The organism is Polynucleobacter sp. MWH-UH24A (assembly GCF_018687475.1).
Classification (GTDB): Bacteria; Pseudomonadota; Gammaproteobacteria; order Burkholderiales; family Burkholderiaceae; genus Polynucleobacter.
On record NZ_CP061292.1, the window covers coordinates 1,685,940 to 1,708,248 of the forward strand.

The 22,309-nt window shown below is 43.0% G+C and carries 31 protein-coding genes; 18 read left to right on the forward strand and 13 right to left on the reverse strand.

From position 1 onward, the window contains the following. Positions 1 to 5 precede the first annotated feature (5 nt). Both ICV32_RS08775 and modA read left to right on the forward strand, forming a co-directional pair. Positions 6 to 446 (forward strand): hypothetical protein, encoded by a 441-nt coding sequence (locus ICV32_RS08775; protein ID WP_215370118.1) that lies wholly within the window; start codon positions 6 to 8, stop codon positions 444 to 446. After that, on the forward strand, positions 443 to 1,198 hold the full coding sequence (modA, locus tag ICV32_RS08780) for a molybdate ABC transporter substrate-binding protein (protein ID WP_215370120.1): 756 nt from the start codon (positions 443 to 445) through the stop codon (positions 1,196 to 1,198). The genes ICV32_RS08775 and modA overlap by 4 nt, the downstream gene beginning before the upstream one ends. Positions 1,199 to 1,251: 53 nt before the next feature. Here the strand turns inward: modA and ICV32_RS08785 are convergent, their stop codons facing one another. From ICV32_RS08785 to ICV32_RS08795, 3 genes are all read right to left on the reverse strand, one after another. Continuing rightward, complete coding sequence (locus ICV32_RS08785) at positions 1,252 to 1,572, reverse strand: RodZ family helix-turn-helix domain-containing protein (protein ID WP_215370123.1); 321 nt, start codon at positions 1,570 to 1,572, stop codon at positions 1,252 to 1,254. A 289-nt stretch (positions 1,573 to 1,861) separates the two neighbouring features. After that, positions 1,862 to 2,128, reverse strand: a complete 267-nt coding sequence (locus ICV32_RS08790; protein WP_215370126.1) for a Txe/YoeB family addiction module toxin — start codon at positions 2,126 to 2,128, stop codon at positions 1,862 to 1,864. Further along, positions 2,122 to 2,364, reverse strand: coding sequence for a type II toxin-antitoxin system Phd/YefM family antitoxin (locus ICV32_RS08795; protein WP_215370129.1), 243 nt, complete (start codon positions 2,362 to 2,364; stop codon positions 2,122 to 2,124). Before ICV32_RS08795 ends, ICV32_RS08790 begins: the two co-directional genes overlap by 7 nt. 426 nt (positions 2,365 to 2,790) lie before the next feature. Here ICV32_RS08795 and ICV32_RS08800 point away from each other — a divergent pair, with 426 nt between their 5' ends. Then, positions 2,791 to 4,059: a putative Na+/H+ antiporter gene (locus ICV32_RS08800; protein WP_215370132.1), complete on the forward strand. Its 1,269-nt coding sequence runs from the start codon at positions 2,791 to 2,793 to the stop codon at positions 4,057 to 4,059. A gap of 327 nt (positions 4,060 to 4,386) precedes the next feature. Here ICV32_RS08800 and ICV32_RS08805 read toward each other — a convergent pair whose 3' ends face one another. Both ICV32_RS08805 and ICV32_RS08810 read right to left on the reverse strand, forming a co-directional pair. Beyond that, positions 4,387 to 6,006 (reverse strand): ion transporter, encoded by a 1,620-nt coding sequence (locus ICV32_RS08805; protein ID WP_215370135.1) that lies wholly within the window; start codon positions 6,004 to 6,006, stop codon positions 4,387 to 4,389. Further along, the gene (locus ICV32_RS08810) at positions 6,003 to 6,566 is read right to left on the reverse strand and encodes a hypothetical protein (RefSeq protein ID WP_215370138.1); all 564 of its coding nucleotides are present in this window, start codon (positions 6,564 to 6,566) and stop codon (positions 6,003 to 6,005) included. Before ICV32_RS08810 ends, ICV32_RS08805 begins: the two co-directional genes overlap by 4 nt. A 78-nt stretch (positions 6,567 to 6,644) precedes the next feature. On the opposite strand from ICV32_RS08810, the gene ICV32_RS08815 reads away from it, so the two are divergent. Beyond that, complete coding sequence (locus ICV32_RS08815; protein WP_215370141.1) at positions 6,645 to 6,836, forward strand: hypothetical protein; 192 nt, start codon at positions 6,645 to 6,647, stop codon at positions 6,834 to 6,836. Positions 6,837 to 7,100: 264 nt separating this feature from the next. Here ICV32_RS08815 and ICV32_RS08820 read toward each other — a convergent pair whose 3' ends face one another. Genes ICV32_RS08820 through ICV32_RS08830 form a run of 3 tightly spaced genes read right to left on the reverse strand, consistent with a single transcriptional unit; the run spans position 7,101 to position 8,750 of the window. After that, positions 7,101 to 7,640, reverse strand: coding sequence for a molybdopterin-dependent oxidoreductase (locus ICV32_RS08820; protein WP_215370144.1), 540 nt, complete (start codon positions 7,638 to 7,640; stop codon positions 7,101 to 7,103). 17 nt (positions 7,641 to 7,657) lie between these two features. Beyond that, positions 7,658 to 7,876 (reverse strand): molybdopterin-binding protein, encoded by a 219-nt coding sequence (locus ICV32_RS08825; RefSeq protein WP_215370147.1) that lies wholly within the window; start codon positions 7,874 to 7,876, stop codon positions 7,658 to 7,660. A 10-nt stretch (positions 7,877 to 7,886) separates the two neighbouring features. Continuing rightward, a complete protein-coding gene (locus ICV32_RS08830) occupies positions 7,887 to 8,750 on the reverse strand; it encodes a substrate-binding domain-containing protein (protein WP_215370149.1) in 864 nt (287 codons plus the stop codon). A 171-nt stretch (positions 8,751 to 8,921) separates the two neighbouring features. On the opposite strand from ICV32_RS08830, the gene ICV32_RS08835 reads away from it, so the two are divergent. From ICV32_RS08835 to ICV32_RS08865, 7 genes are all read left to right on the forward strand, one after another. Next, entirely contained in the window at positions 8,922 to 9,293 is a 372-nt protein-coding gene (locus tag ICV32_RS08835) for a DUF2946 family protein (protein WP_215370152.1), read from the forward strand. 67 nt (positions 9,294 to 9,360) lie between these two features. Next, positions 9,361 to 9,534, forward strand: coding sequence for a hypothetical protein (locus ICV32_RS08840; RefSeq protein ID WP_215370154.1), 174 nt, complete (start codon positions 9,361 to 9,363; stop codon positions 9,532 to 9,534). Further along, on the forward strand, positions 9,531 to 9,695 hold the full coding sequence (locus tag ICV32_RS08845; protein ID WP_215370156.1) for a hypothetical protein: 165 nt from the start codon (positions 9,531 to 9,533) through the stop codon (positions 9,693 to 9,695). The genes ICV32_RS08840 and ICV32_RS08845 overlap by 4 nt, the downstream gene beginning before the upstream one ends. Positions 9,696 to 9,709: 14 nt before the next feature. Continuing rightward, positions 9,710 to 11,875, forward strand: coding sequence for a TonB-dependent receptor (locus tag ICV32_RS08850; protein ID WP_251371844.1), 2,166 nt, complete (start codon positions 9,710 to 9,712; stop codon positions 11,873 to 11,875). A gap of 4 nt (positions 11,876 to 11,879) precedes the next feature. Next, positions 11,880 to 13,136, forward strand: coding sequence for a glycoside hydrolase (locus tag ICV32_RS08855; RefSeq protein ID WP_215370161.1), 1,257 nt, complete (start codon positions 11,880 to 11,882; stop codon positions 13,134 to 13,136). Beyond that, a complete protein-coding gene (locus tag ICV32_RS08860) occupies positions 13,133 to 13,597 on the forward strand; it encodes a TlpA disulfide reductase family protein (RefSeq protein ID WP_215370164.1) in 465 nt (154 codons plus the stop codon). The genes ICV32_RS08855 and ICV32_RS08860 overlap by 4 nt, the downstream gene beginning before the upstream one ends. Before the next feature lie 524 nt (positions 13,598 to 14,121). Further along, positions 14,122 to 14,889, forward strand: coding sequence for an energy transducer TonB (locus ICV32_RS08865; protein WP_215370167.1), 768 nt, complete (start codon positions 14,122 to 14,124; stop codon positions 14,887 to 14,889). Positions 14,890 to 15,096: 207 nt separating this feature from the next. Here ICV32_RS08865 and ICV32_RS08870 read toward each other — a convergent pair whose 3' ends face one another. The 4 genes from ICV32_RS08870 to ICV32_RS08885 all read right to left on the reverse strand — a co-directional run bounded on the left by ICV32_RS08870 (position 15,097) and on the right by ICV32_RS08885 (position 17,360). Beyond that, complete coding sequence (locus tag ICV32_RS08870; protein ID WP_215370170.1) at positions 15,097 to 15,273, reverse strand: hypothetical protein; 177 nt, start codon at positions 15,271 to 15,273, stop codon at positions 15,097 to 15,099. A 368-nt stretch (positions 15,274 to 15,641) separates the two neighbouring features. Beyond that, positions 15,642 to 16,127, reverse strand: a complete 486-nt coding sequence (gene pal, locus ICV32_RS08875; protein ID WP_215370172.1) for a peptidoglycan-associated lipoprotein Pal — start codon at positions 16,125 to 16,127, stop codon at positions 15,642 to 15,644. A gap of 320 nt (positions 16,128 to 16,447) precedes the next feature. After that, positions 16,448 to 16,957: a hypothetical protein gene (locus ICV32_RS08880; RefSeq protein WP_215370175.1), complete on the reverse strand. Its 510-nt coding sequence runs from the start codon at positions 16,955 to 16,957 to the stop codon at positions 16,448 to 16,450. Positions 16,958 to 17,012: 55 nt separating this feature from the next. Beyond that, the gene (locus ICV32_RS08885) at positions 17,013 to 17,360 is read right to left on the reverse strand and encodes a hypothetical protein (RefSeq protein WP_215370177.1); all 348 of its coding nucleotides are present in this window, start codon (positions 17,358 to 17,360) and stop codon (positions 17,013 to 17,015) included. A 163-nt stretch (positions 17,361 to 17,523) separates the two neighbouring features. Here ICV32_RS08885 and ICV32_RS08890 point away from each other — a divergent pair, with 163 nt between their 5' ends. Both ICV32_RS08890 and ICV32_RS08895 read left to right on the forward strand, forming a co-directional pair. Continuing rightward, complete coding sequence (locus ICV32_RS08890) at positions 17,524 to 17,829, forward strand: high-potential iron-sulfur protein (protein WP_215370179.1); 306 nt, start codon at positions 17,524 to 17,526, stop codon at positions 17,827 to 17,829. Between the two features lie 30 nt (positions 17,830 to 17,859). Beyond that, positions 17,860 to 18,297, forward strand: a complete 438-nt coding sequence (locus ICV32_RS08895) for a CBS domain-containing protein (RefSeq protein ID WP_215370182.1) — start codon at positions 17,860 to 17,862, stop codon at positions 18,295 to 18,297. Between the two features lie 78 nt (positions 18,298 to 18,375). Here ICV32_RS08895 and trxC read toward each other — a convergent pair whose 3' ends face one another. After that, positions 18,376 to 18,816 (reverse strand): thioredoxin TrxC, encoded by a 441-nt coding sequence (gene trxC / locus ICV32_RS08900; RefSeq protein ID WP_215370185.1) that lies wholly within the window; start codon positions 18,814 to 18,816, stop codon positions 18,376 to 18,378. A gap of 117 nt (positions 18,817 to 18,933) precedes the next feature. Here trxC and ICV32_RS08905 point away from each other — a divergent pair, with 117 nt between their 5' ends. Genes ICV32_RS08905 through ICV32_RS08925 form a run of 5 tightly spaced genes read left to right on the forward strand, consistent with a single transcriptional unit; the run spans position 18,934 to position 21,943 of the window. Beyond that, positions 18,934 to 19,461 carry a YeeE/YedE thiosulfate transporter family protein gene (locus tag ICV32_RS08905; RefSeq protein WP_215370188.1) on the forward strand — a complete coding sequence of 176 codons (528 nt, stop codon included), beginning with the start codon at positions 18,934 to 18,936 and terminating at the stop codon, positions 19,459 to 19,461. Next, entirely contained in the window at positions 19,458 to 20,054 is a 597-nt protein-coding gene (locus ICV32_RS08910; protein ID WP_215370191.1) for a YeeE/YedE thiosulfate transporter family protein, read from the forward strand. Before ICV32_RS08905 ends, ICV32_RS08910 begins: the two co-directional genes overlap by 4 nt. An 18-nt stretch (positions 20,055 to 20,072) precedes the next feature. Beyond that, a complete protein-coding gene (locus tag ICV32_RS08915) occupies positions 20,073 to 20,276 on the forward strand; it encodes a hypothetical protein (RefSeq protein ID WP_215370194.1) in 204 nt (67 codons plus the stop codon). A gap of 8 nt (positions 20,277 to 20,284) precedes the next feature. After that, positions 20,285 to 20,953 carry a hypothetical protein gene (locus ICV32_RS08920; protein ID WP_215370197.1) on the forward strand — a complete coding sequence of 223 codons (669 nt, stop codon included), beginning with the start codon at positions 20,285 to 20,287 and terminating at the stop codon, positions 20,951 to 20,953. 12 nt (positions 20,954 to 20,965) lie between these two features. Further along, positions 20,966 to 21,943: a sulfurtransferase gene (locus tag ICV32_RS08925; RefSeq protein WP_215370200.1), complete on the forward strand. Its 978-nt coding sequence runs from the start codon at positions 20,966 to 20,968 to the stop codon at positions 21,941 to 21,943. Positions 21,944 to 22,309 lie beyond the last annotated feature (366 nt).

A 22,309-nucleotide genomic window follows, 5' to 3' on the forward strand; every position in this document is an offset into this window, starting at 1 on the left:
ATTCGATGTTTTTAGATGAGCACGATTTACAAACGTCCACTAAGATCGATGCCCTAGAGGCAAAGTATCGTGAGATTGAGGCGTTCACGCGTAATCTATTTGCCGATATGAATGATGCTGAACGAAATCGTCTTGAGGCCATCAAGCATCGATTTGAAGAGCTCAAGCTTACTCTGTTCCAAAACTCAGACCATCTGTTGAGCCAAGCTAAGCATCCTGATTCAGGTTGCGCACAAAAGGCATTGCGCGAGGCGCAACTCAATATGATGTTTGATTGGGAACAATTTGGGCTAACCGAGGACATGTTTTTTAAGTTGTATCAATGCCATCGTAATCAACTAACCGGCGATGCTGATCTCAAAGCTCGAGCTACTTTAATTGAACAGATATTAACAATTGAAACTAATCTCACCTTGCTATTTAAGACTCGCCAAATTTCTTCATGATCATTCGTAAGCTCTTTCTTATTCTCGCTTGCTGCCTAGTAACTGGAATAGCAAATGCGCAAACGACGTATGTCGTTGTAGCGGCAAACATGAAAGATGCATTTATTGAGATTCAAAATCAATTTCAGAAAGAGAATAAAAGTGATCTAAAGGTCATCTATGGCTCCTCCGGAAACTTTGCTTCGCAGATCATGAACGGCGCCCCGTTCCATTTATTTATCTCAGCCGATGAACAATACCCCCTTGAATTATTCAAAAAGGGAAAGACAGTAAACGAAGGTGCTGTCTATGCAATTGGTAAATTAGCTCTAATTGCGAGTAGGAACAAAGGTATCGCTCTTGATGACTCTAGAGAAAGAATTGCAGATGCAATTAAGAAAGCAAACAAGATTGCGCTTGCAAAACCAGAACTTGCGCCCTATGGTCGCGCTAGCGTTGAGTATCTAAAAGCCATCAATTTATGGGAACTAGCAAATACGAAGATTGTGTATGCCGATAATATTGCGATGGCAGCAATGTTTGTAACGACTGGCTCTGCTGATATTGGCTTTACAGCACTCTCCATCGCCAAATCTCCTTCAGTTACTAAGCAGGTCTCTTCCGCTGAGCTAAATGATGGTTATCAGCCAATTAAACAACGTATGGTGCTCATTAAAAATCCGACGCCTGATGCAGTTCGTCTTTATGAGTTTATGCGCACACCTAAAGCAAAAGAGATATTGCGCTCTTATGGATATTCAATTTCAAATTGAAACGTGGTGGACTTGATCAATAAAGCCAGGATAAGCCGCGATGGATTTAAATATTAAGCGCGCTTCTGTACAAATACCGGAATTGCTTCTGCGATAGAAAAGATTTTTTCATCATTAGAAAAAATGGCTTCAGAGCTGCTTTGATTAAATAAATTTATATTTAATTTGTCACCGCATTTTTTGGCTACTTCAATTAAATCGTCAATATTTTCATGAAAAGCGTAAATGTTGCCATTTTCAAGATGATTGAGCTGGTTGACAGAAAATCCGGTTAATGATGAAAGCGACTGAATGCTTAGTCCACAAGTAATCCTCGCTTTATGGACAGTGCCTCCTATTTCTTTTGCTTTGCGAATGCTTACTAACGTTGCCATGATGCATTAAAGTGTTTAATAAAATTAAATCTTCTACTTCAACAACTTAGTTGTCTATTCGCTTCTAGTCTAATAGTAATACTACCTAGATTTAGTGCTTAACGACGTGAAAACCACTGGTGATCGTCTTTGAAAATTAACATTATGCTGACCACTTCCCTGCACGCACCTTAAAAGACTAGAGCGTTGCTAACAAGTTAGCCTCATGAAGGCTGCGAAAAAATGTGCGCTGATTGTGTATGCGAAATCCATGACCATCTGATTTTGACGTGTCATTTAAATCGACAAATTAATCGTAGTGTGTCCACATCCTCAAAATGCGCACAGTCTTCTCTTTACGAAAAACCTCGTAAACTAAACGATGTTGAATATTAATTCTGCGAGAACAAGCACCTTTTAAATCCCCCACCAACTTTTCGTATGGCGGTGGATTTTGAAGTGGATCTTCTTCTAATAGATCTAATAATGACTGGGCTTTATCTCTTAATCCAGCGGTTGAGAGTTTTTTGGCATCTTTTAGGGCGTACTTGGAATAGACTAAATTCCAAGTTACCACTTTAATGTCCTTTTACTCTTAGCCAAAGGCTCAGCCATTGATTCCTTAATAGACTCACGCATTCCTGGAATAGCTAATAGGTATAGTGTTTCCTGAATTGCGCTCCAGTCTTCTTCAGAAATTAAAACGGCATTACTGCGCTTACCTGAAATAAGCACTGGCTTATGTGTTTCTGCGGTTTGATCAATTAAGCGATATAAACCTGCTCGCGCTTCACTTGCGGTTAATGTGGTCATGATTGAACTCCTTTCCAACATGGTACGTAAAAACGTACGCTTTGTCAATCGATCGATTGTGATTTTTGGTAGCCTTGAGCGGAATCGACCATGGCTGAGGATGCCTGACTCTTACTCTAGACTGTCTTTTTAAACGACATATCCCCAAACCGCACGGATGAGATATTCCCCAGTTTGAGCTTGACTGGCTCTTAAGGCCTTTTACCTTATAATTCCCAGTTCGGCGAGTTAGCTCAGCTGGTTAGAGCAACAAAATTTTACGATCTTATTTTCATAAAACTTAACAATATCCTTTCACAATCTTTCGCCTTGAGGCGCCTTATCAGATAGCCCTCTTTGCAATTCCTTAGATTTTGTATGGATACTTTTCTACTGCATGAGTGGCAATTGAAATTAGTCCATTATTTCTAAAGGACTTAATCAATTATGACTAATCTAAATACTATCCACATTATTGCCACTACCTTATTTGGGATTGCAGTGCTGCATACTTTTTTTGCTTTCTATTTTGAGGGACTTGCTGATCGTTCTCAAAATCACACTGGGTTATTTCATCTTTTGGGTGAGGTGGAGGCCGTTTTTGGTTTTTGGGCCTTAGTACTGGTTATTTTCATGGCTTTCATTCATGGCAGTACGAGACCAGCTATTAGCTATTTAGAGTCGAGAAACTATACGGAGCCACTTTTTGTTTTTGCCATTATGGTTATTGCGGCCAGTAAGCCTATTTTGTATACCTCTAAAACCATTGTTCTAGCCCTGTCAAAACTTCTTGAAAAATTGTTCAAATTGCCAACGGCAATTGCTAACTATTTTGTTACCCTTAGCGGCCTTCCCATCTTGGGTTCGTTTATTACGGAGCCGGCTGCGATGACTTTGGCTGCTTTTTTACTACGCGATACTATCTTCTCAAAAACGAGTTCAACTAAATTAATGTACCTCACAATAGCGGTTTTATTTGTGAATATTTCTATTGGCGGAGCTTTGACTAGTTTTGCTGCTCCCCCTATTTTGATGGTGTCAGCCGCTTGGGATTGGGATACTGCATACGTCTTTCAGACCTTTGGAATCAAAGCAACCATTGCGGTCTTGGTGAACGCCCTTCTTGTAACGATAGTTATCCACAAAGAATTACCAAAAGTTTCATCTGCACATCACCAGGATCAAATGCCTTTATGGGTTGTCCTCACTCATTTAATCTTTCTTTTGGCAGTCATTGTTTTTGCTCACCATCCGGTGATGTTTATGGGGATTTTCCTCTTTTTCTTAGGCTACACCCATGCTTACAGTTCCTATCAATCTCCGTTGATTCTTAAAGAAGCACTCATGGTGGCATTTTTCTTGGCGGGCCTTGTGGTATTGGGAGGCTTACAACAGTGGTGGCTCCAACCGTTACTAAATGACATGAGCAATACAGCTGTGTTTTACGGAGCTATTGCCCTAACCGCAATTACTGATAATGCGGCCTTAACTTATTTAGGATCTTTGGTGGAAGGGACAACAGAGGAGTTCCGCTATGCTTTGGTAGCTGGCGCTCTTGCAGGTGGTGGTCTTACCGTCATTGCAAACGCTCCCAATCCTGCCGGTCTCGCGATCCTAAAGGATTACTTCCCGCAAAAGGCCATATCAGCCCTAAAACTTTTATTAGCCGCACTTCCACCAACCGCTATCGCAATAGTTGCATTTAAAGTGCTTTGAATCGCCTAGCCAATAATATTAATCAGTCTTAAGCTAACGCTCTGCTCTTTTCGCAGAGCCCCTGCTGCAACAGACATTCAAACAGCACCACAAAAATAAGTACTTTCATACTGTGAGACACACCTCATCACACTCACCTTGGAAGCCTTACAGCACAATGTTAGTCGGTTAGGTTTAAGAAGTCCGTAAGTTAATGGTTGCGATTGGGTATGAAAATAATACTGAGCTTTAAAGCTTTGATTAGACTATTTTTAATTAGCCAGCTAGAGTAAGCCTAACCTACATCTACGACATAGACTCTTTACGATATTTTTTCAAACGGAATAATTAACTGTTCTTTTTGGAGTGGCGAACAATGTATTCCCAAGTTTCTTTCTGAAAATCGGTAGCATGCTTTGTATCGGAAAGATAGCGCGCCAAACGCTCCTGATCAACGCTAATTGCTAATTGCTGGAGTTGAGCTACCAGGATCTTAAATTGCTCGCCAGCAGCCTCTGGATGCTTGGAAAGGTAGCTCAGATCCAAATGATGGCGGTGGCTATCGTGATGACTATGCGGACCATGCGAATCATGGTGCTCGGTATGGGGGGTAAGCCCCAGCTCAACCCTGGCCTTTTCCAATAGTCGATCGACCTCTGCTTTAGACAGATGTAAGCGCTTAGCCTCTGCATCGATTATTGACCGTTCCTCCGGCGATATCTTGCCATCCCCAAGCATTTCGTAGAGCTCTTGCTTCATGGTCTCACGCTCAATGCGCAATTGATCACTGAAGGCCGAGGATAAAATCGCTGCAGGAATGGCAAAGATTCCGATACCAAGAAGTGCCAAAACAATGGTAATCGCCCTGCCAGCCGGGGTTACTGGGGATATATCGCCATACCCAACACTGGCCAAGGTAATAACCGCCCAGTAAATGGATTGCGGGATATTCTCAAATTTGTCGGGCTGCGCCTCATGTTCAAATAGATAGCCTAAGCAAGCAGCGAGCATCACCAACATCAGCATGATAAAAATAGCGGCCTTCATGACTGGCCACTCGCGCTGAATCACTAAAAATAAAGATTTTGTAGCATCGGAATAACGCCCGAGTTTCATAAGACGTAGCAGTCGAAATACCCGCAAAAAGCGCAGATCAAAAAGATGATCGAGTAAGCTTTCTAAGAAAAAGGGAGCGATCGCCAAAATATCGATGACGCTAGATGGCTGTCTAGCAAATTTCAAACGACCTGATAGCCAGTGCTGATAGGTTGGATTCTCAACGCAGCTGTATAGCCGCATGATGAGCTCCGTAGAAAAGATGGCAACCGTAATCGTATCGAGAATGATGAATTCGACATGCAGGTAATAGTTGATCGAATCAACCGACTCCAAAATAACCGAGGCAACTGAAATCAATACCCAACTGACAATAAAGAAATCAAATATCTCATGCAACTTGCCGCTATCCGGGGTTTCATTGCAAATGGCATAGATTTTTTGCCGCAGCGTCTTGTGACGATTAATGGCTAAAAATTCAAGTAAAGCAGGATAAAAGGCTCGGAGTAATTTGAATAAACGCAATAAGCGCAAAGCGCGAAGCGCGCGCAGATCGATATTGAAAAAAGCCGCCAAATAAAAAGGCAAAATAGCTAAAAGATCGATAATTGCAAAAGGGCTTCGAATAAAGCGAAGTCGTGAGAATCTGCCCTTAAAATCCGGATCCTCTGGCGCCACGTAAAGACGCAGTAAATACTCCAAGGTAAAAAATCCAACTGAAGCAATATCAAACAGATGGAAATAGACTTCACGTGTTTGATAAATAATTGGGATCGTCTCAAAAAACAAAGCAATCAAATTGAGAATAATGACTGCGATAACAGCCCTCTCAAAAAGACGAGCGTAACCATCTGAGTTTTCTCGATTGATAAAAAGCTCATAGAGAAGTTTTCGGACCGTGGCTTGGGTCATAGCTTCGCGTCTCCGCTTTTGATTAATCGAAAACCGCGGTCACAAATATTGACTCTAAATTCAGTGCCACTGACCAGAGCATCCGATTCTTTAATTTCGGAGAGCACGGGCGCCCCTGTTGGACCTGAAGTCAAATGCAAAAATACTAGCGCTCCTTTGGATTGGACATGCTCACGATCGCATTTTTTGGTCCAAATCAAACCATCTTTCATAAAATGATTGCGAAAATCTGAAAATTTGCCAGTGGGGCCAAATAATGCGCCAAGACAATCCCCCCAGGTATTAGCATTGAAATTTGGTTTTTTTAAATCCGCCTCGCTCGCGGGGGTGCACGCTTTAGGGTCGATACTTTCGCCAGACGCAATTTTTTCATCAATTTGATTGGCCCAGACCATGACTGCCTCACCATCTTTTCGGGCTTGCTCGAGCTTATCACCCTGAATGAAAATGTCTCGTCCTAAATAACAGACAGTAATGAGATTAATAATCAATAGCGCAATAAATACATAGTCCGAACCTACCAGTGGGGGGCTATTAAGTTGAGCGCCATGAGAGTTCATGATCAATCGTTTTTATTAGTTTTTATTATTATTGTCTACTATACTAAAAATTGATCTTTATCTAGAACTTTTTAATTTATGTTCATTCAAACAATCTTGCAAACGATTCTAAGGCGCAAGAAGAATGTTGCTTCGACGCAAAATGGACCGTCGACCCAAAAACCATCTCCTTTGGTTCAGCGGGTCTTGTCTGAGATGAAGAAACACAGTCAAACCAAAGAAAAAATACAGGCTACACCACCGAGTTCCAATCCAAAAGAGCCGCAGTAATTACATTCTTTGTGGACTTTTTTGGATTCAGATCTTTAATAGAAAATATTAATAATAAGTATTTACCCTCTATACGCGTCGGTCTAATAAAAATATACTAAAAGTGTTTAGTCAAATGCAGATTGACTAAAGCAAGTGCATGTTGTATGTCTCCGTTTAAACGCCACCGGTAAGGTGGCTTTTTTTTTCGGGATCTGGTTTGCCCAGCAGGAGTTATCAAGTGTCTTTTAAAACGACAATTATTTTTATCTAAATGAAATTTTTTTAATGCACAAGCGAGATCGCGCAAACATTGCGCACATGCCGAGCTCCCGGGCGGATGTCACTCAAAGCACGAAATGATACTGGCCCCTCTTGGAGATCTAAGGCTTTGCCATCTTGCTTCGTAATGATGAGGATCTGCGATCCCGCAGGACTATTAAATACCTCACCCCAACTAAAGCTGGCTCGATAACCGTCGGTCGCCACTACTTCAATGCGTGTATTGCGAAGCGCACGACTGGGTACTGTTTCTAAGCCATTTTTAAGAAGGAAGTCCCGTAACAGCACCCCACTCCATACGGTTCCCTGCGAGTCCGTTGCGGTGGTCGCACCACTGACTTGATTGCGCCGCTCACTCGTAATTTGGGTTTGCGGGAGTTGATTGAGTTTATTTAAATCAAAGAGAGCCGGTCGAATGGCAAAAAGGCGCAATGCCAACACCTCCCGATCGGTGTAAACAATAGATGGATCAACCGGACAGGATTGCGCTGTGGCCAGTCCTGTCCATAGTGCGGCACACGCGGTAATCCATAAGCGCTTCATCGGAGCCTAATATGCGCTTACTTCGCTACCATCACGTCCGAGGCTTTAATGATCGCCCAGACTGTATCACCCGATTTGAGCGCGAGCTCATCAACCGCTTCATTAGTGATCGAGGCAGTGACCATATGCCCACCACCAATATCAATTTTGAGATGGCTCGTGGTTTGACCCTTTTTAATCTCTTTGAGGGTTCCAGGAATTTGATTGCGAGCGCTGAGGGCGACGTTGAGTTTCATGGGTTCTCCTTTAATAAACGTACCGCTTGGCGTAAAGCGCATCATTGTAAAGAGCTTCGCCATATTGGCCCCTGCCATAGTCCCGCATGATTTTCTGTCCGGCATCGGAAGCCACAAAATCAATGAACTTACTGGCAGTGGCTTGTCCGGGGGTGGCACCTGGAGGAGCAACCAAGGCATCGTAGGTGTTGACTAAAAACTTATCGCCACGATAGAGCACTTGCAAGTTTGGAGCGATCGCCTTTTCAGCGACCCAAGTACTGCTATCACTCATGAAGTAGGCATTCTCGGCATTGGCGCGCTTTAGCGATGCGGTCATAAAGTCTTTGGTCACAATGTACCAACTGCCTTCGGGCATTACCCCCGCTTGCTTCCAAATATCCATCTCTTTGACGTGGGTGCCCGAGTTATCACCACGCGAGACAAAGTTGGCTTTCGCCTTGGCAATTCGGGCATATGCATCAGCACCACTACTGGCGGCTCCAATCTTAGCGGGGTCTGACTTCGGTCCCACAATATAGAACTCATTGGAGCCAATCAATGTACGTTTGGTCGCCCAACCTTCACTGACTGCCCTAGCAACGGCCGCAGGGGCATGGACCATGATCATATCCACTTGCTTGGTTTTCAGTAAGTTCAAAGAAGCACCACTGCCGGCTTTGATCCAAACCATCTTGGCATTTTCACGTTTGCTAAATTCTTCACCCAATGCCTGAAGAAGACCTAGCTCTCCTGGGCTACCCGTCGCGAGAGTAAAGGTATTGACTCCAGTGCCATAAGTTACCTCGACTTTTGGGGTTTGTTGTGCATTCACAGAAAATCCAATGCATAAAATGAGAGTGAAGAAGATACGACGAATTGGTGAGATGGACATAAGGGGATGGATAGTTAAAAACCCATCATCCAGTGCAAATTGGTATTAATCAATATGAATCGATTTACATATATCAATAAGCATCCGATCTGGTTGTGATCATTTATCAATCCTCGGCCAGAGCTACTGTTCAACTGATTCTGTTGGTTAATTCAGATTACAATCGTTTGCATGATGTTATTAGCCAGCAAACGCCGTATTGTTCACTACGTGGCAGCCTTTGGGATTGCCTTTAGTGCCCTTGCGCCGGCGATTGCTCAGGCCGTTGCCATCGGTCAGACCGGCTCCGGATTTGCCATTGAGGTATGTACGAGCACGGGGACCAAGATCATTGAGCAGGTCAATGAAGAATCCACCGCCAATACCGCTGAGTCCTGCCCGTATTGCACCACCCATCAACCCATTAGCACGCCGCTAGGCGAGCAATTGCAGTTTGCCGCTCCCGAGCAGTTAGCGCTGTACCCCACCCTCTTCTATTGCGCACCCAAGCCCCTATCGGCCTGGGTGAAGCACCCCTCGCAAGCCCCTCCGCAGTTCTCCTAAAACTCGCTAGTTCCATAGCTCTGCTATGGCCTTTGGGCCTTGGCCCGAATTTATTTTGGAGAACTCCATGAGTAGAACCACGCAACGCGTGATGTATTGGATTACGCACATCAATATTGGTGCGGCGCTCGGTATTGTGGCTTTTTTGGTCTATAGCAGTATTGAGACCGTTTTTATTGAACCCCATGGCAATTTAGTAAAAACAAGCGCTGTGACCCAAAGCCAGGAGGTTCGTAAATGAATCCCGTGGCACGCCGAGGCTTCATGCGGGGGCTCTTCATTGCCACGCTCCTGGCCACAGTCTGGCTAGGCTGGGCAATCGCCTACCTGCTTGACTCCCAACATCCATTTAAACACCGCGATCCACAACCCAGTCGTTGTGAATGCATACATAACACCTAAGAAAGAGACACGCCATGAAATGCCTAAAGACACAACAAAAACCCATTGCTGCTCTTGTGGCCTGCTTCATTGCTGGCAATGTCTGGGCGCAGATTGCACCACCGCCCAATTACGATCAAAAACTCAAGGACGTTATCGTTGATGCGACCCGCTCAGGCACGCCCCTCGATGAAGTACCCCTAAATACAACCATTTTGACCAAAGAGGCGATCGAGATAGCCCCAGATCAAACAATTGATCAGATTTTGAAAAACGTTCCGGGAGTAATCCTTAACGATCAACCTTATTATCAAAAGGATCCAACCGGGCAGAGTATTAATACTCGAGGACTTGGAAATGCACGAACCTTAGTGTTAATTGATGGCGCGCCTGCTAATGATGCATTTTATGGAACAGTCCAATGGAACTTAGTCCCTCTTTCCTCCATCGATAGTGTTGAATACATCCGTGGTGGAGTCTCGAGTCTTTGGGGTAACTATGGTATGGGTGGCGTAATTAACATTAAGACTAAAAATCCTAAAAATAGCCAACAAGATGTATCTGTAAGCTACGGCACTTTTGGCACAGGGAATGTTGCGGCATCAAAAGACATTATTGCATCCGACAAAATGCAATTACGTATTTCAGCGGATTATTTCAGTACTGATGGCTATCAAAATGTATCAAATATGAGTCCGGCCCCAGCCAATAATATAAAAAATGGTCAAGGTCCAGCCAGCTCTGATAACAGCAATTTTCGGCTTCAGAGTTATTTCAAACCAACCGAATCAACGACGGGATATTTTCGAATGGGTTATCACACCATGGCGGATTTATCGAGTGGCTACGCATTTGCCAAAAATCTCAAGCAAGATACAGATATTGCTGCGGGAACAAAAACACGAATCGACGCAAGCTCAACTGTTGATGTTAATTTCTTTTATCAAAACACTATTTTTAATAAACAAAATGGATCCACAACATCTGGTGGCACACCCTATATAAGCGCTAACTACCAAAATCCGTACAGTACGATTGGCGGAGCTGTACAGTACACAAAAAATATGAAAGGGTTCATTGATCAAGCAATAATTGGTGTTGATGGTCGCAATGTAAGTGGCTCTAATCTTGCTAATAATTTTGGTTCAACCGGTGCCAATCAATTAATTAACTACTCTAAAGGTCAGCAAAGTTTTTATGGCTTGCTTGGCCAACTAAAATCGATTGGGAAATCGATCCCGCTTGAAACAACGCTATCCGCACGGCTTGATTATTGGAATAGTCAAACCCCCGATTATTACAACCGAGATCCCAGCACTGGAAGCACGGCGTATCAAAATGTTCCTAATCAAAGCAAAACAATGCTTAATCCAACTTTAGGACTTTTGTATAAGCTCAATCAAAGTTGGGATTTACGTTCGGCTGCATATCGAGCATTTCATGCCCCTGGTATGAATAACACCCTCAGAACATATGGATCTTCATCTGGCTGGACTTTTGCCAATCCTAACCTCACTCCAGAAACGATGACTGGATATGAATTTGGTACTGATTATCGTTGGCGAACAGGATTTGCCCAGTTAACTTTTTTTAATAACTATATCCAAGATGCCGTTGCAACTTACCGATTAAGTACGAGTAGCGCAACGGATCAAGCGCTGGCTCAACAATTATGCAATGGGTCTGGCACGTGGACTGGACAGTCCAGTTACGGTGTATGCAACTCCTCCTCGATTAGCTACTACACCAATCAACAAAACCTATTGAGCCAAGGTATTGAATCCCAATACCATTGGGATTTTGATCCAAAATGGGCGATTGACCTTAACTATGCATACACACAGACAAAGCTGACCATGAGTACTACTAGTGACCCAATCAACAAGCAAGTTGGAGGGGTGCCACGCAATATTGCTGGGGCGGGATTAACATATTACCCAGTTCCTAAGGCTAGTATCACAACAACCATTCGATATGTGAGTACATCATGGTTGAATACGAGTAATACCTTAATCGTTCCAAGTTACACCATCGTCGGACTAAGGGCAAACTATGAGATTGAGAAAAATATGGTGATGTTTGCGTCGGTGGTGAACTTATTCAACCGTCAATATATAACGTTTAGCTCCGGAGGATCGGCTACAAGCTATACGCAAGGCATGCCACAATCATTCAATATTGGTGCAAAAATTACCTTCTGAAATCATGAAAACACATCTAATCAATTGGATGGGATATCAATGCCTTTTGCTTATTAGCCTTGGTATTGGCTTTGCAATGCCAGGCTATACGCAAACTAGTCATTCCTCCCATGGCAGCATGGGAGGCGTCTCTAAACAAAAAGTATCATGTGAATCGAGTGGCTTAGATTGTGCCAATGCTGTTAATCCATTTTTTTCTCAAGATGGAAAGTTGCATCTAGTCTGGTCTGCAAACGGCAGTATCTCTTATGCTCAATCAATCGATTTAGGAAAGTCTTGGTCTACGTCGATTGAAATTGCGAACCATGGCAAAGCACTTGACACCGGAAGTGATGCTCGTCCGCAAATTGCTGTAAACAAAGATGGGCAGATAATCATTGCTTATTCATTCTTCAAGGACAAGAACTGGAATGCGCAAGTAAATTATGTAATTTCAAAGGATGGTGGTAATTCCTTTACAACCCCAAAATCGATTGTGAAGGATCAATCGAGTCAACGCTTTCCATCCCTATTAATTGAACCCGATGGGACTTTATTTATTAGTTGGATTGATAAACGGCTAGTTCAAGCAGCCAAAGATAAAGGAAATAAGCCTTTGGGTGCCTCATTGGCTTTTGCAACGTCAACCGATTTTGGTGGATCTTTCACAACAGAAAAAATTGCAAATGATGCGATGTGCGAGTGCTGTCGAATTGGCGCTGCATTAAATACAACCAATGAACCTACTCTTATTTATAGAGCCATTTTTGACGGAGGAGTTCGTGATCATGCCAGTCAAGTATTTAAAAAGAGTGAATTTGGCAAAATCGAGCGCGTTGCTAATGATGGCTGGAAAACCGACGCTTGCCCCCACCATGGTCCAGCAATTGCGATATCAAGTCTGAATACCAGTCATGTAGCCTGGTTCACGCAGGGCTCCATTCGCTCTGGACTTTTTTATGCCCGCTCTGAGAATGGTAATTCAAGATTTAGCGATCCAGCACAAATAGGCTCGCAAAACGCAAATGTATCGAGGCCATATTTACTAGCTAATGGTAAAAATATCTGGCTTACTTGGAAAGAATTTGAAGGAAAGCAAACCTTAATTTGGATGCAGCAATCGATAAATGACGGTGCAACATGGACCCTACCTCGAATCATTTCCAAAACTTCTAATTATTCTGATCACCCATTATTGATTAAAAATAACCAACAAATCTTTCTCTCATGGCTAACACGAGACGATGGCTATCAATTAATACCTATTGGAGGCCTACCATGAGGCATTTATCTATAGCTCTTCTTATCATCATTTCTTTTTGCTCGTCCTCTTGGGGCAATGAATTGAGGCCCTATCAGAAAGGAGAATGGTCTAAATTAGTAGCAAGTAATCCCGATCGCCCACTGGTGATTCATTTTTGGGGAGTAACATGCGCACCCTGTGTTAAAGAAATGCCTGTATGGGGCAAATTTACTAAAGAAAACAAGAAGCTAAACATCGCCTACGTACAGGTTGACAATGTTCCTCCGGAACAGATTAGCAAGATGCTCATAAAAGCAAATCTAGGTTCAGCCAATAATTACTACCTTATCGGTCCGTTTGACGAATTCTTGCGATTTGAAATCCATTCAAAATGGCGGGGCGAAACCCCCATGACGATCTTGATTGATAAACAAAATAGACAAATATTGAAAATTGGAACTATGGATTTTGAATGGCTAAAAAAACAAATCGGCCATTAAGTACCTATTCATTGATGACAAACCATGTGAACGGTTTGCATCCTTGACTTCTTAGTAACCCGGGGTTGAAGCGACTAGAGTCAAGGATATTTGACTCTAACTCTAGACTGTCGTTTTAAACGACATATCCCCAAACCTCACGGATGAGATATTCCCCAGTTTGAGCTTGGCTGGCTCTTAAGGCCTTTTACCTTATAATCCTCAGTTCGGCGAATTAGCTCAGCTGGTTAGAGCGACGGAATCATAAGCTCGAAGTTTCTGGAAAATCCTCAATCGTTTCAAAGACGTAACGAAACCACAAATGTTGGTGTGCGCACATTGTGCGACACACTTCACTACACACAGCTCGGAAGCCTTATGGCTAAAGGCTAGCGGGTTAGGCTCACGGAGTCCACCAGAAAATGTGCGGCGATTGTGTTTGAAATCTAAGTATTTGAACTATGTCGTTTTAAACGACATTTATAAAAACACTAATATCGCTAGCATGGATTCATTAACACCTAACTGTATTCCAATTAATTCAAATGATTAAAAAGTCACCACTGATCCTCATGGTGGCTTTTCTTTTTTCGGTTGTTTTACACCTCACGCTTTTTGGGTTGTGGCTTCGCTACAAATTTCCCACACCTCCAAAAACTGATGATGTTTTATTGGTTCAGTTACAAAAGCAAGAGCGTCCAACGCCCATTGAAAGGAATCAACCTCAGGTAGCCACCCAAGATGCACCTCCAGCGCCAACAGCAGAAGAATGGGCTTTCGCATCCCAATACACTCTTAAAAATAGCAAGGGCTACAGACATGCGTGGGGCAAACAAGTTCGCAGCATGATGGGTATAGCTGTTGAGGGCCCAGATCAAGGGCAGGTTCGATTTCGAATTGAGATCGCTCCAAATGGCAGCATTACTTCCGTAGAAACACTTTGGAAGACCTCTGATAAAGCTGAAGCTCTGGCTCGCAAAGCCATTTACTCCATGCCGCCTCCACCACCAACGCCTACTGGTAAGCCACTCATTTTTGAAAAGACGATTTCATTTTCTCCGTTTGCCAACGACGACACCCCTTTTTATGGTGATGATTGTCTACCCGATCCCCCATTTTTTACAAACCCATTTGCTTGGGACGGTAAGTCACCTCAAAAGATTAAGCCAAGCGCACCTACTGAAAAACTGAGCCCAGAAGCATTGGCTGAGTGCCTGAAACAATTACCACGAGATTCCATTGAATCAATCACTGCGCACAATCAAAGACAGCTCGACCAGTGGAGATCGGGTAACTTGAATCGCAAGAAATAAAGTTCGTTATATGCGCATAAACGAATATATATGCGTAAATGCTTATATTTGTTAACACGCATATACGCAATTAATTATATTTGTATATGCGAATATACAAATATACGCATATATAGAACTTCATGTCGTTTTAAACGACAGTTCACGTCCAGCCGAATAATCTACAAGATAAACTAATTTAGGTAGCGTTTATACATATCTTAAGAATTACTTCGGTAAATCATTAAAAATTACATTAAATTGTTTTTGTAATGATTCATTTAATTCAAATCTTTTTTGATTAGCCATACCAATGGTTAAATCTTTCGAAATTAATCCATCATAGACTTTGTCCATTTCTGCATAAAAATTAACATATGCCTGAACCATTTCTTTAAGCGGCATTTGATAATAATAAAATCGACACTGTCTTCGAACATCAATGTAGTTTTTAAGTATTTCAACTTGTTCCTCTGATTAAGTTTCTTCGGAGTTAAATAGATATTGATACTTATTAATCTTTCCTAAGGGGGCAAAAATTTGCTCATGAATAATTAGGTCATCTTGATGTGACTTAAGCTGTTTGATACAGCTTGATGTAGCTTTTTTGAGAATAAAAAACTGCTCCCTTAAATTTTTTTGATCGAGATTATTCAAATTTGATGCAGAAATACACGAATAGCTTGTCAACACACTCACAAGAAAAATGATTAATCGAGTCATGGCTGTCTCCAGAATAAAAAAGCCCCCTCAATGAAGAGGGGGCTAAAGGACTACCGGTAAACAATATCAGCTCGCCTATTTTCTTGCCACGCTTTTTCGCCGGTACCCGTATTTTTTGGCTTTTCTTCACCAAAACTTACGGCTTCGATTTGATTGCTATTCACGCCAAGCGCAATAAGTGCCCTTTTTACGGCCTCTGAGCGCCGCTGACCCAGTGCGAGGTTGTACTCCGATGTGCCTCGGTCATCGGTATTGCCCTCAATCACAATTCGGGATTGATTGGATTTCAAGTAGTCGGCATTGGCCTTAAGGAGTGGCTGGTATGAGCTCTTTACCGTATATTCATCAAAATCGAAATAAATCGACCCCTTTTGATACAACGGTGATTTTGGGTCGCTAATGGGGTCGTATTTTGCCGACTGGGAACCAACGGTTAGTGGAGCTACGTTATCTGTTTTCTCATCAAGCTTTGTCGAACTACATGCCGCCAAATAACAAGTAACAAAAACTAAAAAGGTTTTTTTAATGATTGACATATCAACTCCTTTCAATTGAGTGGTGAGCGTTGCATTCGGATTCGTTTTGCCAAAAAAATGATCTGCCGTACGCCCGCATTTTCGAGTTGCACTTTGGACACGAGTATCGTTTCCAGATCGATAAATAACCTGTTTTAGAGCAATAATTACAAACCAATGACTGCTTTGTAGGATAGCCATCCTTATCAAATTTAGTATCGATATAGTTCGATAGGTTTTGACATGCAGAGCAAATCATTGGACTCACACTAAATCGCGGCGTGATCTCGCGGGCAACACAACAGGCTACCTTGTAATCACACTTGCTACAAAGAAAACAGTCATTGTGTGGCATTACTTTTCCTCGTGGAATCCTCGATTGCATGCCATTTAATGAATGCCTCCTCAAGTAACTTCATTTTTTTCTGATTGGCCTCACCAATCGTTATTTTCTTTTCAAGCAAATCGTCATATATTTGATCGACTTGCTGATAATATTTTTGATATATCTCCACCATACTGGGCAACGGGAATTGGCTTGACAAACTTCGGCAACGATTTATAGCCAATCGAAATGTATTCAATACCTTTACCTGGCCATCATTGAGAACAGCCTTCGATTGAAGTAACCGATTCATATTTTCATTATTAAATCGCAAGAAAATAATTTCTCGATCAACAATTTGCTGATCAATGAAGTCAGCCTTGTGAGTACACTGAAGGATTTGTTGCTGTACTTTGTTAACCAGCTCCAAAGTCTCTTTAGCCCCATTTTTTATGGCTTGAGCCTCAGCCCCAAGCGGCAGCATGGTAAAGCACCAGATGACAAAATAGCAAATACGATTTTTCATAAACTCCCCAAATTCAAGACGCGCTAAAAATGGCGTCTGCTAAAACAACAATCGTTTAGGAGATTGTTGTTTTTGGGGGCTTATAGATGAAGTGGGCTAAACGTTGCGCCACGAAATAGTTTGGTCTGGCATTAAAGTCGTGGCTACGAACGGAATCCAATTGAAAGGCTGTCTCCTCCACGGGATAACCGAGCACATGCGCCATCAAGTGAAAACTCTTAACAAACTCGCCAAGTAATTTACTTTTTTGATCGACGCACTTTTCAAGAGCTACCTTACTCAACTGTTGTTCAAACTGTGCAAACTTGATGCCATTCGTAATGTAAGTATTTGCAGCCATGACCTTAAAGGCAAATACAAATAAGCAGCACAGAACAACAATGGATTTGGAATGAATTTTCACTATTTGATTCTAACGAACATTACTGCGTTTGGCATTTATTTTTCGTCGGTAGAAAATCAATGAATAAGAAAAATATTAATGAATTCAGTAGTTTATAAAAACCATTTTGCTAGCATAGTTTTATGTTTTAAGATGAGTGCCTCAGTACTGAAAAGGAAAAACCATGCAAACTAACCGTCGTCAATTTCTCCTATTGTCTGCCGCTGGTGCAGCCACTTTATCGCTTTCAAACTTAGTCCAAGCTCAAGCCATGGTTGCGGAGACCGATCCTCAAGCCCAAGCCTTGGGATATAGAGCCGATACAACTAAAGTAGATGCCAAGAAATTTCCAAAGCACACAAATGATCAAAAATGCAGTAACTGTGCTCTATTTCAAGCCAAAGGTGGCAATGCTGGTGGTTGTAGTTTGTTTGCTGGTAAGCAAGTGGCTGCTGCCGGTTGGTGCTCCGCCTGGGCGAAGAAAGCGTAATTGTTCTTCTAAAAAATAAAAGGGTTAGTAATGTCAACCGTTCAAGAGTGTCTGGATCAGAAACCAAAACGAATTATTTCTGTTTCATCAACGGATTCTGTATTCAAAGCTCTTGAGCTGATGAAATCCAATCGAGTGCGCGCCATCTTGGTGATGGACGATGGGCGCTTAGTAGGCATTGTCTCGCAAGGCGACTGTGCGATTCGCGCCTATTTGCGAGGGCTTGATATCAACAGCACTCCAGTTGCTGACATCATGACCAAAGAGCCATTGACCGTGAAACCCACAGATACCATGGATCACTGTATGGCGATCATCTCCTCGCGGGGTATTCGTCACATACCTGTAGTGGATCAGAACCAAGTAATCGGTATTGTTTCTGTGGGTGATGTGGTGAAAGAGACCATGAGTCAGCTTACTCAAAATGCTTCGTTCCTTGAAACATACATCAAGGGGCATAGCGCTTAGAACATGTTCTAACCTAGTAGAGCAAAATGTCGTTTAAAACGACAATTTTCTTTGCAGTAAAGGCAATGTTGCTTATTGTCAGCTTGAGCTCTCAACAGTTATTAATTGTTGTTGGATATAACGATCCAATTCACCAAGTCCTAATGCGCCACTAAGGCGATTAATTTCTTGACCACCTTTAAAAAAAGCGAGGGTGGGGATAGACCGAATCCCAAACTGAGCGGCAATACCTTGTTCTTCCTCGGTATTGACTTTCACAAACAAAACTTGATTGGTGTATTTCTTGGCAAGCTGGGCAAAGGTGGGCGCAAACATTTTGCAAGGACCGCACCATGGTGCCCAGAAATCAACTAAAACTGGTATCTGAGTTTGATGAATTAAATCCCCAAAGTCGCCCGCATTCGCCTCGATTGGGGCTGAGAGCAGGTCATGCTGGCAGCTACCGCAAATAGGTTTGCTCCCAACTTTGTTACTGGCTAGACGGTTACGTTGATTACAGCTTGGACATTGAATTAGCATTTTGAGCCTCTTTTTTTGATTTATATCAAATCGAATCCAAATCTTCAAGCAGACTATTAATATATTATTATATATAATGTATTTAAATATTTTATTAACTAAGCGCAAGGAGTCAATGTGAATCAAGCTAAACCAGCTCAGGTCCCGCTGCCATACTGGAATCCACTGGTAGCGGGGATTGCCCTCGGGGTTGTTCTACTAGCAACATTCGTCATCACAGGCCATGGTCTAGGAGCTACTGGATTTACAACCCGATTAACTGCCTGGTTTGGTATGAATTTGGCTCCGATTGCAACCGAGGCTAATGAGTATCTTGGCGGCATGGTTGAAGACGGCAAGCCATTGAGTGCCTGGATCACTTGGCAGGTTATTGGGGTCGCAATTGGTGCATTGGTATCAGCCTGGCTCGCAGGGCGGATGCGACTTCAGTTGGATGGCAAGCGATTCTTAGGGGGTGCTAAACGACCAGTCACTGCCTTAGTTGGCGGCATATTGGCAGGCTTTGGGGCCCGAGTCGCCGCAGGCTGTACGAGCGGTATGGGCCTTTCAGGAGCTGCAACGCTTTCCTTAGCAGGATTTGTATTTTTAATTACCTTTTTTGCTGTCGGTTTAATAGCAAGTCGGTTGATGAAGGAGGAGGCATGATGGGAACCATCATTTCAGGATTGATATTGGGCGCTGGATTTGGCTGGGTATTGGAGCGAGCAGGTTTTGGTAGCCCATGTAAATTAACTGCGCAGTTTCGTTTAACCGATTGGTCTGTTTTCAAGGTGATGTTCACAGCCATCGTGTTTGCAGCAGTAGGTTTAATGCTTCTTGAGGGAGTTGGAATCGTTCAGGGCGATGAACTGTTCATTCCGCCCGCATTTTTAGGGGCAGCGGCTCTCGGCGGAGCTCTGGTGGGAGCAGGATTTGCAATTGGTGGCTACTGTCCAGGGACATCATTGGTTGGTTTTGTGTCAGGACGCTTAGACGCCGCATTATTTCTGATTGGCCTAATTCTTGGTACTTGGGGATTTGCATGGGCCTTTCCGCAGATTGAATTCTTGACTAGCTTGGGAGAGCTAAACAGCGTTAATACCTTGCCTGAGCTTATTCATGTTTCACCACTCTATGTGAATGCAGCTTTGATATTGATGGCAATCGGTGTCTTTTTAATGGGAGGTTGGATGGAGAGGAAATCCTCGGGTCCGATTAGCTCCCAAGATGCCATGAATGGCTGCGCTCAAAAAAATTAAATAACGAAAGGAAATCTTATGTCAAAAAAATCATCAGTCGTTGCTCTTGCCGTGTTGCTATCGGGATTAGCCGGCGCACCCATGGCTCAGTCGGCCGAGGCTGGCGCTGGAAATAAAACGGCAGCTGAGCAGAAAAATCCATGTGGCCCCACGAAGAAAAAAAGCAGCAATCCATGTGGCCCATCGAATCCCTGCGGACCTAAAAAACGCAAGCCCCAGTGATCGTGACCATGAATCAGCAACCGAGGCGAGTCTCTTTGGAAAAAGCTTGGCCAATGAAGAATGTCGAAATGCATGCAAAAAATGCATTAGATATCCTGACCGATTTTGCTCAGAGGGGCTTAACGATCCCCCAAGTATTAATGGGTCAGGACCGCATATTTAGGGAGTGGCAGCATTATCCGAGTCATGATTTGGTTGATGTGGGCACTGGTTACGAGGCTTACTACCATGCCCACAAGGTAGACGAAATGTCGGACACGGAGCATGGACACTTTCACCTTTTTAAACGAAGCCCAACGCAAAGTGAGCAATTTATGCACTTAATAGCCATTGCCTTAGACTCAAAAGGACTGCCGGTGCGCTTATTTACAACAAACCAGTGGGTTACTGGTGAGACGATGGGCTCAGCTGAATCTTTACGTGATGCACTTGCTCATTTCAAGATTGAATCAGGAAATTCCATAGATACGTTAGCCAGCTGGATTCAGTCGTTAATCACCCTATACCGTGATGAGATTGAGCAATTAATTGAAGAGCGGGATCGGCGACTCAATCAACTAGCAAGCCAGACCAAGTCAATGGCATCTGTTTTAAATGATCAATCCATTCATGTTCTATCGCAACGCCAGATTCATTTATTGGATGACTTATCCAGTCCAATTAATAATCTTCAATAAGGAGGAGTAATCATGAAGAAAATAAAGTATTTATTAACAGCCATCTTATTGGGAACTAGTCAATGGCTAATGGCATTAACCGTTCCAGGCCCAATAGTGGATGCAAATTGGCTGGCTAACCACAGTGCACAAGTTCAAATCCTTGAAGTGCGAAGTGATGTGAAGTCATTCACGCGTGAGCCTGAGTTTGAAACTGACAAGAAGACTGGAAAAAAGATGGTGGTAGAAGTTGGGGGACGTATTCCAGATGCCAATGTAGTTAACTTTAAAAATGTACGCGCAGAGCGTATGGTTGATGGTCGAAAACTCAAGTATTTGGTTCCCGAGAAAGCCGATTTTGAGAAGTTATTACAACAGGCTGGCATCAATCAAGGTAAACCGATCATTTTGGTACCCGCCGGTCAAGATGTTTCAGACATTGATGAAGCGTTAAGGGTGTATTGGCAGCTCAAGATTTATGGCGAAGACAATATTGCTGTGTTGGATGGGGGTATGGCTGGCTGGTTAGCTCAAGGCCGACCATTTACAGTGACCCCTTCTAAAGCGGCTGCAGGAAACTGGACTGCAAAAGCATATCGAAGTGAGCTTATTGCTAGTTCTGATGATGTTGCAAACGCTTCGAAAACTGGCAAAACCCAATTGGTAGATGGCAGAAGTCCGGCCCAGTTTTTAGGGATTACGAAACGTGATTATGTGAAGACGTATGGCCATATTGCTGGAGCACAAGCCTTTGCCCCCGAGCTGATGACACGATCAAGCGATGGAGCTTTATATTTCTTGAAGCCCAACACGTATGAGGCTTTACTAAAGGCCAATGGCATCAAACCAAATGAGCCTGCTATTAGTTACTGTAATAGCGGACATTTAGCGTCTGGCCCATGGTTTGTGATGTCGGAATTGGTTGGCAATAAGTCCACCAAACTTTATGATGGATCTTTATATCTTTGGACCTTGGAGGGTCGACCTACTCAGGGCGTTCCACTTAACTAAACGCTTATTGGCAAGACTCCAGGAGTCTTGCTAACAGCATCTCAATTTGAAAAGGGGCTGGTGTATGTTTAAAGGACTTCCCCTAATTATTTTGGTTGCAATTCAATATATTCAATCTTGAGTATCGGTGGATATGGATTTGTAAATTGAGGAGTGGCGCCCATGATCCCAAATTACAAAGAATATAAATAAATTATCCAAAGTAACCTGTATTCTGAAGGACAGCTAAATCAGGGTAGCATATGCCACTGTGCGGGATTGCGAGATTTGCTAATTTGAAGCCATTCCAGGCAGTATCAAGCACCATAGTCTTAGCCATATACACCATTGGTTTGTAGTGTCGTTTAAAACGACATATCCCCAAAC